This is a genomic window from Candidatus Paceibacter sp. (assembly GCA_013360865.1).
Taxonomy (GTDB): Bacteria; Patescibacteriota; Minisyncoccia; order UBA9983; family UBA9983; genus SURF-57.
Window position 1 is genome coordinate 60,974 of the sequence record JABWAS010000003.1, and the last position, 16,696, is coordinate 77,669.

Consider the following 16,696-nt stretch of genomic DNA (forward strand, 5'->3'; position numbering starts at 1 on the left):
TCGCGTGGTATGGGGTAAAAGGCAAAAAAATAACAAAAATCCTCAAATTCGGATCCTTTGATAAAAATTTATTGTATTGCCTTAATAATATACTTTATTTTTTATCTGTCAACTCCACACATTCTTAAAAATTTCAACCTGTGGATAAGTAACCCAAAAAACCGACATCCGATGTCTGAGAATTTTTGACATCGGATGTCGGTTTTAATCCCGTCTGTTGTTGGTTGCAAAAAGGCCACTCCCGGTGTGTAAGCGTAGAAAAAGTCTCGCATATTCTTATGTTTATAATTTCAACTACTTGTTTTATTAATAATCAATACCTATAATCTAAAAGTGGAAAAATCCAATTCTAATCATTATAAATTCTCAATAATCTTACCCGCGTATAACGAAGAAAAGGCCATAGGAAAAGTCATAGACGATGTAAGGATATCTTTAGATAACTCAAAATACAGAAATTCCTACGAGATTTTAGTTGTAGATGATTGTTCCTCAGACAAAACCGCTGAAATCGCGACTTCAAAAAATGTAGAGGTTATCAGAAGAAAAATTAACGGCGGAAGCGGCGCTTCCAGAAAAACGGGCATATTGGCAGCCAAAGGCGAAGTTATAGTAATGCTGGACGCTGATGATACTTATACTGCCAGCGACATCCCCGTGATGTTTGATTATTTCCCCGACTACGATCAGGTTAACGGGGCAAGAGATTCCGAACAGGGCACCCTAAAATTTTTAAGATTGCCAATGAAACTGATCCTGCGCAAATTGGCTTCTTATCTAAGCAGGACTAAAATTCCCGATCTCAACACAGGGCTTAAAGCTTTTAAAAAGGAAATAATGCTTAAATATCTGTGGGTTATTCCTGACGGATTCAGCTGTGTAACGACAATGACACTGGCTTTTCTATGCAACGGACACAAGGTCAAGTATATTCCCACAAAATACAAAAAAAGGCTCGGAAATTCAAAGTTTCATCCAATTAAAGATACTTCCAAGTATCTGCAAACCATAATCAGAATAATTCTTTATTTTAATCCTTTGAAAATATTTTCATCTTTAAGTTTTATTTTGTTCGTTTCAGCCATTGTTGTTTTTTTATACAGTTATTTTTTCAGAGAAAAAATACTGGATATTACCATTTTGATTCTGCTAATCACGGCGATTCAGGTTCTTGGAATGGGAATGATCGCCGAATTGATAGTAAAAAGTAAAAACGCCAACAACTGAACAAAAATATGAAGATTGTTTTAATCAACCCGCCCTCTTTTAACACAATAACGTCTTGTTTGCCAAAAACTCTTGACGAAGGGCGCGGCTTTACCCCGCCGCTAGGCATAATGTACATAGCGGCCCAGATAGAAAAAGAGACAAATCATCAAGTGGAAATACTGGATGCCCAAGTTGATGAGCTTACTTACGAACAACTAAAAACAGAGATTCAAAAAAGAAAACCGGATGCCGTCGGGATAACCGCGATGACATTTACGCTTATCGATGTCATAAAAACCGCAAAGATAGTAAAAGAAATAGACAGCAGTATAAAGATTATTATTGGCGGACCGCATGTTATCATATACCCGGAAGAAACCGCCGGTATCAAGGAGGTTGATTTCGTAATCATCGGCGAAGCGGAGCCCGTAATAAAACCTTTGTTGGACAACATAAACGATCCGGACAAGCTGGAAAAAGTGAAGGGTTTGGTATTCCGAAAAAATGACAAGATAATAAACACCGGCCGAAGCGAGCTCATTAAAAATATTGACGACTTGCCGTTTCCGGCCAGACACCTTACCAATTACAAGAAATATTATTGGGCGCTTTCTCCCTATAGGCCTATAACCACCATGTTTACAAGCCGCGGATGCCCGTATCAATGTTTATTCTGCGACAGGCCTAATCTGGGGAAAAATTTTCGCCCCGCTTCCGCGAAAAGAGTCGTGGACGAGATGGAAGAATGCCAAAAAATGGGGATCCAAGAAATATTCGTTTACGATGACACATTTGGAGTGGACAGGCGGAGAGTTCTGGATATTTGCGACGGCCTTATAAAAAGAAACATCAAAATCGCGTGGAATATCAGGACAAGGGTGAACACCGTGGACGCGGAAGTTTTGTCCGCGCTGAAAAAGGCCGGCTGCCAAAGAATACACTACGGCGTGGAAGCAGGCACTCAAAAAATATTAAACGTTCTTAGAAAAGGAATAACTTTGGAGATGGTTGAGAAGGCTTTTAAACTCACAAGGAAAGCTGGGATACAAACCGCCGGCTACTTTATGATCGGCTCTCCCACAGAAACAGAAGAAGATATTCTCAAGACAATAAAGTTTATGAATAAACTAAAGGCCGACTACATGCACATAACTATCGTTACACCCTACCCCGCCACCGGACTATACGCAATGGCTTTAAAAGAAAAAGTGATAGATAAGGATTACTGGCTGGAATTCGCCAAAAATCCGACAGAAGGTTTCGTGCCAAAAATTTGGGAGAAAGAAATTCCGCGTGAAAAATTATTTTATTTAATGAAAAAGGCCTATCGATCATTCTATCTTCGCCCGTCATTTGTGTTTAATAAAATAATCAGATTGAAGTCTGGAGAAGAATTTTTAAGGAAGGCTAAGGCGGCGGTAAAATTACTTAAAATATAATTCCATCGTAAAATGAAAATACCAAAAAAGCAAAATATCCAACAAACAAATCCGGAAGACCCGACAAAAAGATATTATCAGCCGATATTGCGCCATTTTTATCTAAAAAGACTTAAGATGGCGTTAAGTTGCCTTCCCGACAAGGAAAAATATGGCGCAATTCTTGATATAGGCTACGGGGGAGGCATTTTCTTTCCCGAACTTTATCGACGCTGCGAAAAATTATATGGAATAGACACCTTCGGGGAAGACGGTAAAACCAAAGTAAGAAACATGATGGCCAAGGAAAAAATCAACGCCGAAATTATTACAGGCAATATGACAAAAACACCGTTCCCCGACGATTTTTTTAACGCCGTTTTTTGCATTAGCGCCTTGGAGCACCTGGAACCCGATGAACTAGAAAGGGCAATACTTGAAATTAAAAGAATCACCAAAGACAACGGTTTGATTATATTAGGCTTTCCTTCCGGCAGAAAATTAATGCAAGCTTACTGCATGCTTGTCCAAAGAAATTTACGTTTTGACTTCCACCGGTCAAGCCATGAATTAATTATAAAAAACGCAAACAACCACTTAAAAATTGAGGAGGTTAAAAGTTTTTTCAAATTTATTCCAATTTATTACGTTTTAAAATGCAGAAAATAAAATAATTCATGAAAGTTCTCTTAATTAATCCGCCATATACCAACTTTGAAGGAATGAAAAAATCCGCCGGCAATACTATGCCCCTTAATCTGGCTTATCTGGCCTCTTACCTCTTAAGTAAGATAACCTGCGAGATTAAGATTATAGACTGTGAAACAGAGGGTATGGGCTATAAAGAAATAGAAGAAACCGCCGTCCAGTACAGACCCGATGTCGTTGGTATAACAACGCTTACTCCGCCAATGAAACATGTGGTGCAAATAACCAGAATAATTAAAAACACAAATCCTGATTGCCTTGTTGTTTTGGGCGGAGTGCATCCAACCGCTTTTCCAGAGAAAACAATGGAAGAAAGCGGGGCCGATTTTGCCGTAATCGGCGAAGGAGAAATAACATTTTACGAAATAACAAAAGGTGTTGCTGAAAACAACCTAAATCCAAAAGAAATACTGGGAATATGTTACAAGGATAAAGATGGCAGAATAACAAAAAACAAACCAAGACAGTACATAGAAAACCTAGATTCTGTACCATTTCCAGCTAGACAGCTTTATGATTTGAAAAAATATTATTCCGCGCCGACTAAAAAAGTCAGCGATGAACCGATGGTTACACCTATTCTTACAAGCCGTGGTTGTGCATTCAAGTGCGTACATTGTATTTCTAATGTTTTATGGAGCAGGGCTGTCCGATTCAGAAGCTCGGATAACGTAATCGCTGAAATTGAAGAATGCGTAAATAAATACGGGATAAGGGAATTTAACGTGTTGGACGATACTTTTACTTTAAAAAAGGACCGCTTAATGGAAATCTGCCGCAAAATAATCGATAAGAATTTAAAAATATTTTGGATTTGTTTCTCTAGAGTAAATACAATAGACGAAGAAATGGCCGAGATTATGAGTAAAGCTGGGTGCAGGAAAATATCCTTCGGACTCGAATCTGGCTCTCAAAAAATACTAGATTTAATGAATAAAAACGCTACGATTGCAATGGGCATAAAGGCGGTAAACGCGGTAAGAAAAAAAGGCATTGAAGCGCATGCCAGTTTTATGTTCGGCAACATTGGAGAAACCAAGGAAACAATAAGAGAAACAATAAATTTCGCTAAAAGTCTGGATATAGACAATGCCACTTTTTTCATCACTTCCCCTTTGCCGGGCACTCATTTGTACGAAGTGGCCAAAGAAAAAGGTTATATAAACGAAAATACTAAATGGGAAGAATTCGCCCCGTTGACAAACACCAAGCCAATATTGGTGCAGGATAATATTTCAGAAGCGGAGCTGATTTACTGGCAAAAAAGGGCCTTTAAAGAATTCTACCTAAGGCCCAAGTATATTTGGCACAAGTTAAAAAATATATGGTCGCAGGGAGGATTTAGAACTTTATATGAAGGAGTAAGGATTCTTTTTATAATTCTTATGAGACCGAACAGTAGTAAAAATAAAAAATTATGAAAAATAAGGTGGTGTCGTTTTTTCTGTCAAAAGTATATGTGGACAAATTTTCAGATTTAATAAAAAAATCAGCTATTTTATCCCTTCCCTATAAAATAATCGCCCAAAGAATGATAGACTGGGAATTCCCCCAGCATTTGTTTTTAGAAACAACCAACGCTTGCAATCTAAAATGCAAAATGTGCGTCAGGAACATGGTTCCGTTAAAAATCGGCGAAATGGATTTTGATTTGTTTAAAAAAATACTGGATGAATCGTCAAACCATGGTCCAAGAAATTTTTCCCTGCACCTGTTCGGCGACCCCCTGCTTGCGAGTAATTTGGTAAAAATAATAAAATACATAAAATTTAAAAATAAAAAAAACACCATACTTCTTACCACGAATGGCGTGCTTTTAACCAAAGACAAAGCCGAAGAAATAATAACTAATAATGTTGATAAAATAATAATAAGCATCCATAGCGCCAACGGCGACAAGTACAAGGACATTACAGGGATTGACATGCTCGGAAAAGTTGAGGAAAACATAAAAGACCTTGTTGAGATAAAGAAAAAACATAAAGAAAACACTTCCCAAATATACCTGAGAATGGTTGTTCCAGACAAAAAAAGCGATGATGTAAAATTTTTTCGCGATAAATGGAAAACTTATCCTGTAATCGCTGACGTCAGAGAACTGCATAATTACGGCGGCAAGATTTATAACAAGACGACGGAAACAATGCCAATCAAAAGATACCCGTGCTACCATCTGTGGTTTTCTCCTGGAATTTCATGGGACGGAGAAGTTTCCATTTGCTGCGACGATCTGGAACGCCAAGCCGTTATCGGTAATATTAAAAAATCAACTCTGACTGAAATATGGCAAAGCGATGCGTTAAAAAAATACAGAGAATATCATTTGCGCGGAGAATATCAAAAAATACCGGTTTGTAAAAATTGCGATGTCTGGAAAACCTATCCTGACGTATTTTTCAAGTGGCAGAAAAAATAAAACCGGGCAATGAAATGAAGAATTTTTTTAAAAAATCTTATCTATTACTTGGTCCGCTTATTTTTATATGGATCATAAAAGATATAGATTTTATTAAACTTAAAGATATTATATCAACTATCCACCCTGTTTCTTACGCCCTGGCGGCTTTTTTATGGCTACCTGCCACTGCTTTAAAAGCTTACAGGTGGAAAAAAATAATGGATATCCAAAAAATTTATTACTCAATGAAGGATGCTTTTTTAATCTACGGCTCAAGTTCGCTTTTAGGCCTCATAACCCCGGGTAAAATAGGCGACTTCAGCAAGATTGCTCACCTTAAAAAAGACAACCACTCTTTAGGAAGGGCGTTTTTGGGCAGTTTTCTGGAGCGTATTTTTGACCTGTCTTTCGCTATCGTATTTGTCTTTGCCGCGTTATTTTTTCTTCCCGCCACTCTTCATTTCCCGCTTAATTCTTATGCCCTGGCAAAATTGGCGGGCCTGGTAATATTTTTTTTGTTTGGCTTTCTGACTCTTTTTTATTTTCTTAAAAAACAAATTGTTTTAAGTTTAATCCGGGAAATTTTAGAAGACCTGCAAAAATTTAAAATAAAGAACATTTCTTTTATTTTCATACTAAGCGCGCTAGTTTGGTTTTTTTATTTTCTTTTGATATACCTTATAGCTGTAAGTATTAGTTTGCAACAAAGCGTCAACTTTTTATACCTATCATTCGCGGCGGCGATTGCTCTTTTGTCCGGTTTTTTGCCCATAACAGTTATCGGTATTGGAACAAGAGAAACGGTTTTTATTTTTCTTCTTGCGCCTCTCGGCGTCGCCAAAGAAACTGTCATTACCTTCTCGCTTCTCATATTGGTAAACTACATGGCGCTCTTCGCGCTCAACTTTTACTGCTGGATTAAAAAACCTCTCACCTGACTAAATTCATCAAAAAAGATTTGCCCGAAGACGCGCCGGGCTGGGTTATTTTCACGTTATCGTCGGAGACAATGCCAGCGCCGGATATTTTGGCCAGCCTTTCGGACAAGTCGGGCGAATAACCCAGAAGATGCTTGATGCGGAAAAATTCAAACACTTCTTTCGTTTTGCCTTGTTTTATAATTTTTTCCATTGTTTCCGGACGGAAAAGAATAAGCGACTGGTCCGTTAAAACATTAAGCGTAATGCTTTCGTCCGATCTTATATTGGCGGCAATAACGTCTACGGCGGGGATGTTTTTTTGCTTGATTATTTCGGCATAAGAGTGGATTTTAAGAATGCCGCTGTCGTAGGCCTTGCCCCACACGACATGGTCCACCGTTAAAATTCCGTAACCGAAAAGCAGAACAATGAAAATACTCAAACAAATTTTCTTTTTCCCGCCCCAGTTAAAATAATCGGCTAAAATATCCAGAACATAAACAATCCCCAGAGAAACCAAAAGCCCTATAGCAAAACCAAAATCCATAAGATGGTTCCGACCGGCCAGCGCTCCGTAAGAGACAAGAAGAATAGAGCCGACTATCCACCAAACAAAAAAAGAGCGCAAAAACAAATCGCGGCGCTTAAGATAAACAAAGCCAAGCAGACCAAGCAAAAAGATAAACGATCCGCCTATGTCTTCCAGAGAAAAAAACCTGGCAACATGGGCGGTAAGCAGGTACGAACCAACAACAAAACGTTGCGCCAAACTTAGTTTATCCGCCCCCACGTTGTCGGCGGCTTTTTTAACCATCAGCGATTTTATAAATCCTTGCTCGCCTTTTTTCGCGCTCTCATACCGCTTTAAGAAATCTTCGCGGTCAAAACGGAAAGTGTAATAATCAGGGTAAAGATGGCCGGCCAGGCTGTAATCAAGTTTTTCTTCCGACGGAGTTTTTAAAACAAGGCCTTTGTAAATATTATCGCCTCCAAAAAATTTCGGGAAATAAAGAACTGACATTATTATGACAACCGGCGTGAAAGTGTAAATTAAAATTCCGCGTTTTTTCTTCAGCAGAAAGTAAACGAAAATGACGGGCAGGGCGACCAGAAACGCTTCTTTGGCCAAAACAGCCAGAGATAAAAACGCGCCGGAAAAGATAAAGTAAACCTGACTGTATTTTTTTTCTCTCCCCAAGAAAAACAGCAAAAAAAATAAAGACAAAAAGAACAATGCGAACTCATAATTGCCCAGCGCGTAAACCGTCCGCCAGTTGGTGGGCAGAAGCGCGTAAACAAAAGAAAAAATCAGGGAGATTTTTGCCCCAAAAAGATAAAAAACTAAAAACGCCAACAGTAAAAGAGTTAAAGAATTTATAATCACCGAGGCAAGAACAAAATCGCCTATGTCTAATTGCCCGGTATAACCTATTATTTTTGAATACAGACTGGCGGTAAGGCGGTTACCGATGGTGGACGGTTCTCCGCTTGAAGCCACTTCACTTGAGGAGAGCAAAACTCCCCGGTCGTTATACATTGAGTACTTGCCCGTCTTTTGGAGGTTTCTTGCCAGAACCAGCTGGTCGTTTATTGCGTCGGGCGAATAGCCTTTAAACAAAAACGGCGAATACCAAATAGCGCCAGAAAATAAAACAGCAAAGAGTATTAAAATTATCTTTGAGGTTGTTTTTTGAAAAATATTCATAAAAATAATTTTGCCGTAAGCATAGCACAAAAAATTAAAAACTACTCCGCCGCGTTTTCCGGCTGGCGGCGTTTTATTTTTCTCAATACGACATTGTAAATCCGCCTGGCAAGATAGGTGTCTTCTTTATCCCAGCGCAGGTAGGAGCCGAGACTGCCGACAAAATTAAAGTTCAGTTTTTTAAGGTAAGAATAACGCAAGAAAAAAGTAGAGTAAATACCGATTGGCAAAGCAAAGCCGACCGGTCCGTATAGGAAAGTAAGAAAAGTTGATATCGGATAAGATATGAAAAAAGAAAGCATGTCCGACTTCAAAAGCTCCTTCTGGGCCTTGAGCGCGAAAAACACCGGCTTCATCGCTACACCTATTCCGCCAATGAAATACCCTAGCAGGAACCACCGGATAAGGGACACTGACGAGTCGTACTTATCGCCGAAAAACAGGTTTAAGACTGCCGGCGTGAACACCCAGGCCGTCGCCATTGTGAATATGGAAATCCAAGTGAGATATTTGGATATTCTTTCGGTTATTCTCCGGGCGTTTTCCCGGTCGCGGCCCAATTCCTCGGAAACAACGGAAAGGAGAGGCGTGGAAGCGGCAAAAACCAATTGCGACAGGTAGCCGTAAAATTTTAAGGCCACTTGGAACACCGCCACGCCGGTGGCGCCGGCGAAAATCTGGATTATCCAGATTCGCAACGAGTCAAAAAGATTCTGCATGGAACGCAGAAAGGTTTGGAATTTGCCGTGTTCCTTCACCAGGCCAAGCAACAGTTTTTCTTTGGAAGCCGTTACGCCGCGCAAGCCGGAAATTATTTTGACCAAAGACGGACTCATAAACAAGACCGCCGCCAAGGGCGCTATAAGATAAGTGAGCATCACCGATACCATCCCTCCTTTCATTAAAACAATCAACCCCAGTACGGCCGAAAATCTGGTGATACTTTCCATGATAAAAAGGGAGGCTAAAAACTTGAACTTGGAAAAAGAGTAGAAAAAGACGACAAAGACGTTTTTGGCGGCGTTTAAAATAACAAGCGCGCTGGAAATCTTCACCAGTCCGGCTATCTCCGGCCCGTACTTTGTTTCCGCGTAAAATGAGAGCAGGTAGGCCACGAAGAACAAAACCCCTCCGGCAACAAATTCCAAAAACAAATAATCTTTTAAAAGCCGTTTGGCGCGGCTTAATTTATCGGCGCCCAGATTGCCGGCGATGTCGGCAACTATCACATTGCCGATTCCAAAATCAAGAAAAATATTCAAAACGTTGGTTATAGACAGCGCCAAAACCACCAGCCCGTACTGGTAAGAACCAAGGCTTCTGATGATAAAAATGGTGCTGAAAGCGCCCAAAATAATCACCAAAAAGTTTTGGAAAAAAGAATAAGCCGTTCCCTCGCCTATTTTTCTTGTAATTGACGCCATTGGATTTATTGGATTTATATTAAGCCACATCAAGACTTCTCCTTGATGTTTAGTTTCTTCAAGACTTTTTTGAAAAACAAACCAGGATTGTATCTTAACAGATAAAACGAATATTTTAAATAAAACAGCCATTTGTTTTTCGGCCTTTTAAAAACGTACTGATACGCTCCCGTGGAAAGATTGGCTATTTTGTAAGCCTTTATTCTTTGCCTGGCGGAGTAGTCGCTTGTCTCAAAAATCGGTTCTACGCCTTTCTCGCGCGAGAAATGCTGGCCGGAAGTAAAATTTTTCAACACTCTGCCGTTTTTTACCACCCAATCCCATAAAGCCGTCTGGGGATACGGCACCAGCATATTCCATTTAACGTTGTCTATACCCAGCTTTCCGATAAGTTTAATGCTTTTTTTGATTGATTTAATCGTTTCAAAAGGCAGGCCAACGATAAAAAAAGCGTCCACCTTCAGTTTGTGTTCTTTAAGAATTTTTACCGCGTTTTCTATGGCTGAAAGTTTTTCCCCTTTGTTTATGAAATCAAAAACTTTTTCATCTCCGCTCTCTATGCCCAAGGACACTTCTTTGCATCCGGCTTCTTTCATAAGTCTCACCAGCTCGTCGTCTAGACGGTCCGCTCTTAAACCGTTGGGGCAACTCCAGGCCAGATTCATTTTTTCTTTTATCAGTATCCGGCAAAATTCTTTGGCGCGCTCTATGTTGAGCGTAAAATTGTCGTCAATAATTTTAAATTTTTTAATTTCGTATTCTTCCACGGCTCTTTTAAGTTCGCCAATTATATTTTTTGGGCTTCTGAACCGCCAGATTCTGCCGCTGACTTTGGAAACGGAGCAATAAATGCATTGGTAAGGGCAACCCCGGCTGGTAAGAAGCGGGTAGCCGTCTTGCGACTCAAAATCAACCCCGCCCTCAAAACAGTCAAAATCAGGATAAGAAATATCGTCAAGGTTTTGGATAAATTTATTGGCGTTAAATTGCCATACGCCTTTATCCGAATAAATAAGGCCGGGGATGTTTTTATATTCTTCCGGCTTGGAAAAATTATCGCAGAAGCGGGCGAACCAAACGTCACCCTCGCCCTGATAGCCAAAATCAAACACTTCGTTGTTGTCTTTTCCAAAAAAATCTTTGGCGGCGACGGTTATATGCGGCCCGCCCACTATCAATTTGGCCGCGACAACTTCTTTTATTTTTTCAGCCAAAGCTAAAACATTTTTCAGATTAAACGATTTCATGGAAAAGCCGATGATGTCCGGCTTTTGCTCTCTTGCGGCCTCAATAATCTTTTCCCCGCTCCAGTCAAGAATGTTAAGGTCAAATATTTTTACGTCATGGCGATCTTTGAGCGAACCGGTCAAATAAGCCAAGCCGTTGTGGAGATATTTTGAAGTCCCTCTTGCTTCAATAAAAAATATTTTCATTTTATTTGATACCGGCTGATAAGCTTTTCTGTCTGTTTTTGCAAAGAAAAAAATTCCTCCGCTCTTTTTCGCCCGTTTTTCCCGAAAATTTCGGCTTTGTTTTTATCCGAAAGTATGTCGCAAATCTTTTTTCCGAACTCTTCGTGATTAAGCGGATTGGCAATATAACCAGTCTGGCCGTCTACGACTATTTCCGGCGTCCCGCCGAAACAAGTGCCCACCACCGGTTTGCCTGCCGCCATGGCTTCAATGTTAAAAAGATTAAACGGGTCAAAATAAACGGAAGGCGTTACGCAAACATCGGAAACGAAAAAGGCTGCTTTTATTTCCTCTCTGCCCAGCCAGCCGGTAAACAGTATTTTATCATCTATCGCTAATTTTTTCGTTAAGACTGCCATTTTTTCGGCATACTGGTTTTTTCTGCCTACAGCCAACAAAACCGCTTTCTCAACTGGACAATTTTTAACCAACCAGGAAAAGGCTTGTAAAATTTGTCTCCCGCCTTTTGCCCCGCTGAACCTGCCGCCAAAAAGTATTATTTTTTTTCCTTCAACGCCGTATTTTTTCCGAAAATCCATTATTTTTTCAGGAGCGGGTTTTACCCAATCCTCAATATTAACGCCATTGTGCAGAACAACCGAATCAACGCCGTTTTGCGCCAAAAATTCCTTAAGCGCCTGGCTTATGGCGAATATTTTATCCGTATAGTTAAGATATTTTTTTATGAAAAAATTCCTGAAAGGATTATATCTTTTGCCCGCGATTTTAATGTTCCGCCAGGCCGTTATTCTAAAATTTTTCTCGCCGCAAGGAAAATAATTCTTATCGTAAGACACCAGCATTGTGTCATGGGCGGTAAGAAAAACCTTGCAGCCCGTTTTTTTCGCCAACTTCAAAGAATGATACGATATGTCCGAATGAATATTGTGGGCGTGAACCACGCCCGGTTCTATTTCCTTCAATATTTTTTTAATTTTAAAAACCAAAAACGGGTTGTAAACGCTTATATAATGGCGCAGAAAAATCGGATAGTTGGAATAAAGCCTAAAAACCTTTAAACCTTCGAACAAGCTTTCCCCCTCAAGAGAACGGTTACGGGTGGTTGTAATAACAAAAACTTTATGCCCTGTCTTTGCCACCGCTTTGGCAAAATCATACGCCACGATTCCCGCCCCGCCGAAGTTCTCCGGCGGAAATTCATCGGTTAAGTAAAGGATTTTCATTTTGCTTTTGCCACAACCAATATAAAATCTCCCCGCTTTAAAACATTAACGCAAAAGGCCAAAAAATTTTTCACGCACGACAGGAAGAATCCGGCGTTTTTTACTTCAGGTTCGTGGCTTTCCGCATTCTTTCCGGCGGTAGCGTCTTCTTTGACCTGGTTTCTTATTTTAATGTTCATACCCCGAAATTTAAACGGCAACAGCCTGTCCAGCAGCGCTCTTAAGCTCAAATGGGCGCAGTCAAAATCCCTGAAGTATATATCAATGACTTCAAAGCCGAGCCGGCCGAGTTCGTTTTTAAGCCGCTCCGGCGAAAAGTCGTGTAGGTGTTCTTCGTAAAAATACATCCAGTCCTTGCCATATTTTTTTGCCCGATAACTTTTGCCGTTGGGAACTTCCAAAACCAGCCATCCGCCCAGCTTCAAAATTGATTTTATCTTGGACAGGCAATCCGCGTAATCCGGAACGTGCTCCAAAACGTGAAAAAGCGCCGCGACGTCAAACCGCCGGCCGGCCACTTTATCAAAAGCCTCTTCAAAATATCCTTCTATTGTTTCTATGCCTTCTGCCCGGGCATGACTGGCCGCGTGCGCGTTTGGCTCAATACCCATTACTCCAAAACCTTTTCCTTTGGCCATTTTTAAAAACAATCCTTCGTGCGAGACCACTTCAAGGATTTCCGCCGGAGGAAATATCCCCGATTTTTTGAGCAATTCCAGCCTCTCCTTCACATTCCTTCCCCGGGCGGACATTTTATTATTGTCCGACAATTCCTGGCCGTAGCTTTTGTTTTGTTTGTAATCCAGGTTCATAAAATATTACTTTGCCCCATCACGCTTTTTTAAGCCGATGACAGGGGCAAGTTCTTCCACTTTTTCAATAACCATATCAGCCGTTATCTCGTCAATCTGTCTTCTGGCTTCTTTGTAATCATAGTCGCTGGAGTTCATTATGTGAATGGCCGGCTGTTTTCTGTCTTCCAGTTTTACAATCCTGTTTCTTTCTCCTCTCGGCGGCTGTTCGTTGTCGTCCATCGGTCCCACTATGTCAATCGTCGGCACGCCGTAAGCCTCGGCAATATAGATCGGCCCGGTGTCAACGCTTATAAACAGAAACAGTTTTGACATCATAGCCTTAAAGCCGTCCATATCGAACAAGCCGGTCGCGTCAATAAATTTTGTCTCCGGGCTTAGCGCCTTAATCATTTCTTTTGATTTTTCCGCGTCGCCGCTGCCACCCGTTATTACTATAACGCAATGATATTTAGAATATATATAATCCGCTAATTGAGCAAACTTGCCCGCGTCCCACTCTTTTATTTTATTTCCCACCGACGGCGAAATGCCGACCAAAAATTCTCTCTCTATGCTTATGTTATTCTCGTCAAAAAATTTTTTTACTTTTAATTCCGCCTGACTGGAAAAGTAAAGATGTTTTTCCGTCCTGTCGGAAAATACGCCGACGGGCTCAAGGAGACGCAAGTATTGCCGCGGCGCGTAGCTGCCCATGCGATGTGGCACGGCTACGACCAGTTTCCTCAAAATTTTATACAGCCTGGTTTCCACCGGACTGTAGCCGTTTTCTATAACAGGCGCGGCTATAAGCGACACTCCGGCCAAATAAAGAACGGCCAGCATAAAAAGATTAGGATTAGTGTCGCAGGCAAAATCTATTTTTTCTTTTTTTACCGCTTTTACCAGCTCCCAAAAATTGTTTTTATAAATAAAATATCCATCAACATCAGGATTGTCTATGAGCAATTCTTTGTTAACGCTATTTCCTATCACAAAGACCTTTGCCGCCGGATATTTTTCTTTTATCGCCCGAAACATCGGCGTGGTACAAACCATGTCGCCCAGCTTGGCTGTTTGCGCCACGATAATTTTCTTGGGGTTTTTTATTTTCTTATTCGCTTTGCCTGAAACAAAAAATTTCAGAAAACAAAGCAAAAAAATAACAAGTCTTTTTATTTTAAAAAACATTTTTAAATTTAATTTTACGCTAAACGCGCGTCTCTTAACCGGCTCCTGGCGGCCGGAACGTAAAGACTACATCCGGCACAGGCGCTGGAATGCCTGCCTTCGGTAAACTTTCTTCTTATATCGGTGGCCTTATCCGAGAAGAAGATGTTTTTGAGGCTGTCTTCGTTTATATTTCCGATTACCATGTCGTCAAATTGATTTTTGTTTATCCTGGCGGCGCACAGCCTGACGCTTCCGTCAAACAGAACTATCGCGTCAAAAATTCTTGAACAAGGCACCTTTTTAACCAGGGGTTTTCTTTTAAACTTCATAACTCCGATTAAATCGCCTTTCCCCACGCTATCCCCCCAGTTGTCGTAGTCAATCATAAAGGTGTAGCCCACTTTCTTGGAGAGAAACGGTTTTATCTTATTGGTAAAATCCAAAGAACTCAACACCTCGCTCGGCTTCTGGGCCGGCCTGAAGTTTATTGATATTGAAACCGGTTCCCCTTTGCTCCTATTATACTCAAGCAGGGAATTTAACCCTGACATGAATTGGTCGTAAAGCGGAACGCCGTAAACTTTTTCAAAATGTTTCCTGTCGCAGCCTTGGGTGCTTATTTCTATGTTGTTTATTCCGGAATCTATCAGTTTTTTATAAATATCGTTCTTGTAAAGCAGGATTCCGTTTGAGTAAAAATAAATCTTTTTTATCTTGCCCGTTCCGGTGGCGTATTCTATTTTATCCATCAGGTTCGGGTCAAGAAGAGGGTCGCCCACGACCGGGGTTAGTCCGATATCGTTCCCTCCCATATCGGTAAATTGGTCAATGGCCTTTTTGAAAACGTCAAAACTCATCACCCCGTGCCTGTAATAAGGCTGATTTTCTATCTTCCGGTAAGCGCAAAAAACGCACTTGGCGTTGCAGGTGCTCGTCACGTCAAAAAACATTTTTCTTATGAAAATATTTTTATAGTCTTCCGCTTTCGGTTTTTTTCTTAAAAAAGACCGCGCGTCTCTTAAGACAGAGTTGAGATAGTTGCGATAATAGGCCAGCTTATACCTTATATCGACTGTTTTCATAATTTAAATTTTATCAGAAAACGATTGTTTGATAAAGCCGCTTAATTATTTCTGTTTTACATACTGCGCCTTGCAGCACCGGTAGCAGATGGGGAAACCACCCTTTTCAAAAAGACGTTTCCTGAATTTTTGGTATTCTTCAGACATCCAAATTTCGTCTGGAGTTTTATCCATCAGGTTGCCGAAAGATTTTTCTATCACGTCGCACCAAATGACGTCGCCGGTCTGGTTAATTCTCAACTCCGGCGCCATCAATTTGAGACAAAATACTCTCGCTTTCTTTTTACCCAGATAAATATCCACGTTTTTATAATAATCAAACGGCACGAAATTAACGAAACACTTTTTGGCGAACCCGTACCGCCTTAGCTTGTCAAGATTTTTGCGGATGGCGCTTGCGTCCAAAGACGGCTCAAAAGACGGATCCCGCATCTGGGTATTAAGCCGGTAAGAACCGTCTTCCCAGCCGAATTCTTTTTTGAAAATTTCTCTGGCCGCTTTTATTTCTCCGGCGTTGTAAACCTGTTCAAAAAGCACGTTGATGGTGCCGACGCCCAAATCCTTGACGGTGTCAACAAGCCTGAAAAGCGGGGCGAAGTCGTCGTTTAACAGCATAGTGGCAAAAATCGTTATCGGTATGTCCGGGCGGTGCTTCTTTAGGCTCAAAATTGATTCTTTAAGTTTAGCAAAGGAACCGGGGACTCCCCTTACGGCGTCGTGCACTTCCGGCGGACCGTCCAGCGAAGTGAGAATGTCGCTGACGTGCTTGTAATCTTTTAGTTTCTCAACTCCTTTCTCCCCCAGAAGGGTCAGGTTTGTCTGTAAAATTATTCTTTCGCCTTCCTTATCCCAAAAAGAAATGAGGTCAAAAATATCGCTCCGTGCGAACGGTTCTCCTCCCACCATCTTCACTTCTTTTACCCGCCTTTTGAGCTTGTTGAAAACTTCCACGGATTCGTTTGCCGCGAGTTCGTTTCTCCTTAGCGCGCGCGTCTGTCCCTGGTAGCACATCTTGCATTTGAGATTACAGCGGATTGTCGGCTCGTAGCCCACGGAATACTTCTCGGGCGCTTTGTCGGAAAACGGCAGCCTGCCGCCGGCCAGAAAATTTCTGATTCTTTTGTCCAAGGCTCGCTCCCTGCGATAATCGTAAACAATCTTGGAAAAAGAGCTTAGGAAAGGCAGTTTTTTGATAATTTTTTTGACGGACAT

The 16,696-nt window shown here is 41.0% G+C and carries 14 protein-coding genes; 6 read left to right on the forward strand and 8 right to left on the reverse strand.

Going from position 1 to position 16,696, the window contains the following annotated elements; genetic code table 11:
• Positions 1-333 precede the first annotated feature (333 nt).
• Genes HUT38_01040 through HUT38_01065 form a run of 6 tightly spaced genes read left to right on the forward strand, consistent with a single transcriptional unit; the run spans position 334 to position 6,671 of the window.
• On the forward strand, positions 334-1,227 hold the full coding sequence (locus tag HUT38_01040) for a glycosyltransferase family 2 protein (protein NUQ57062.1): 894 nt from the start codon (positions 334-336) through the stop codon (positions 1,225-1,227).
• Positions 1,228-1,235: 8 nt separating this feature from the next.
• Entirely contained in the window at positions 1,236-2,648 is a 1,413-nt protein-coding gene (locus HUT38_01045) for a radical SAM protein (protein ID NUQ57063.1), read from the forward strand.
• A gap of 12 nt (positions 2,649-2,660) precedes the next feature.
• Entirely contained in the window at positions 2,661-3,296 is a 636-nt protein-coding gene (locus HUT38_01050; GenBank protein ID NUQ57064.1) for a class I SAM-dependent methyltransferase, read from the forward strand.
• 8 nt (positions 3,297-3,304) lie between these two features.
• Positions 3,305-4,756 carry a radical SAM protein gene (locus HUT38_01055; protein ID NUQ57065.1) on the forward strand — a complete coding sequence of 484 codons (1,452 nt, stop codon included), beginning with the start codon at positions 3,305-3,307 and terminating at the stop codon, positions 4,754-4,756.
• A gap of 38 nt (positions 4,757-4,794) precedes the next feature.
• Complete coding sequence (locus HUT38_01060) at positions 4,795-5,751, forward strand: SPASM domain-containing protein (GenBank protein ID NUQ57066.1); 957 nt, start codon at positions 4,795-4,797, stop codon at positions 5,749-5,751.
• 14 nt (positions 5,752-5,765) lie between these two features.
• The gene (locus HUT38_01065; GenBank protein NUQ57067.1) at positions 5,766-6,671 is read left to right on the forward strand and encodes a flippase-like domain-containing protein; all 906 of its coding nucleotides are present in this window, start codon (positions 5,766-5,768) and stop codon (positions 6,669-6,671) included.
• Here HUT38_01065 and HUT38_01070 read toward each other — a convergent pair.
• Genes HUT38_01070 through HUT38_01105 form a run of 8 tightly spaced genes read right to left on the reverse strand, consistent with a single transcriptional unit; the run spans position 6,664 to position 16,696 of the window.
• Positions 6,664-8,358 (reverse strand): glycosyltransferase family 39 protein, encoded by a 1,695-nt coding sequence (locus HUT38_01070; GenBank protein ID NUQ57068.1) that lies wholly within the window; start codon positions 8,356-8,358, stop codon positions 6,664-6,666. The genes HUT38_01065 and HUT38_01070 overlap by 8 nt on opposite strands.
• Positions 8,359-8,399: 41 nt before the next feature.
• Positions 8,400-9,782, reverse strand: a complete 1,383-nt coding sequence (locus tag HUT38_01075) for an oligosaccharide flippase family protein (protein NUQ57069.1) — start codon at positions 9,780-9,782, stop codon at positions 8,400-8,402.
• Positions 9,783-9,811: 29 nt separating this feature from the next.
• On the reverse strand, positions 9,812-11,215 hold the full coding sequence (locus HUT38_01080; protein ID NUQ57070.1) for a B12-binding domain-containing radical SAM protein: 1,404 nt from the start codon (positions 11,213-11,215) through the stop codon (positions 9,812-9,814).
• Entirely contained in the window at positions 11,212-12,438 is a 1,227-nt protein-coding gene (locus HUT38_01085; GenBank protein ID NUQ57071.1) for a glycosyltransferase family 4 protein, read from the reverse strand. Before HUT38_01085 ends, HUT38_01080 begins: the two co-directional genes overlap by 4 nt.
• Positions 12,435-13,250 carry a class I SAM-dependent methyltransferase gene (locus tag HUT38_01090; GenBank protein ID NUQ57072.1) on the reverse strand — a complete coding sequence of 272 codons (816 nt, stop codon included), beginning with the start codon at positions 13,248-13,250 and terminating at the stop codon, positions 12,435-12,437. Before HUT38_01090 ends, HUT38_01085 begins: the two co-directional genes overlap by 4 nt.
• Before the next feature lie 6 nt (positions 13,251-13,256).
• Positions 13,257-14,420, reverse strand: coding sequence for a glycosyltransferase family 9 protein (locus tag HUT38_01095; protein NUQ57073.1), 1,164 nt, complete (start codon positions 14,418-14,420; stop codon positions 13,257-13,259).
• 14 nt (positions 14,421-14,434) lie between these two features.
• Positions 14,435-15,484 carry a radical SAM protein gene (locus HUT38_01100; protein NUQ57074.1) on the reverse strand — a complete coding sequence of 350 codons (1,050 nt, stop codon included), beginning with the start codon at positions 15,482-15,484 and terminating at the stop codon, positions 14,435-14,437.
• Between the two features lie 45 nt (positions 15,485-15,529).
• Positions 15,530-16,696, reverse strand: coding sequence for a radical SAM protein (locus HUT38_01105; protein NUQ57075.1), 1,167 nt, complete (start codon positions 16,694-16,696; stop codon positions 15,530-15,532).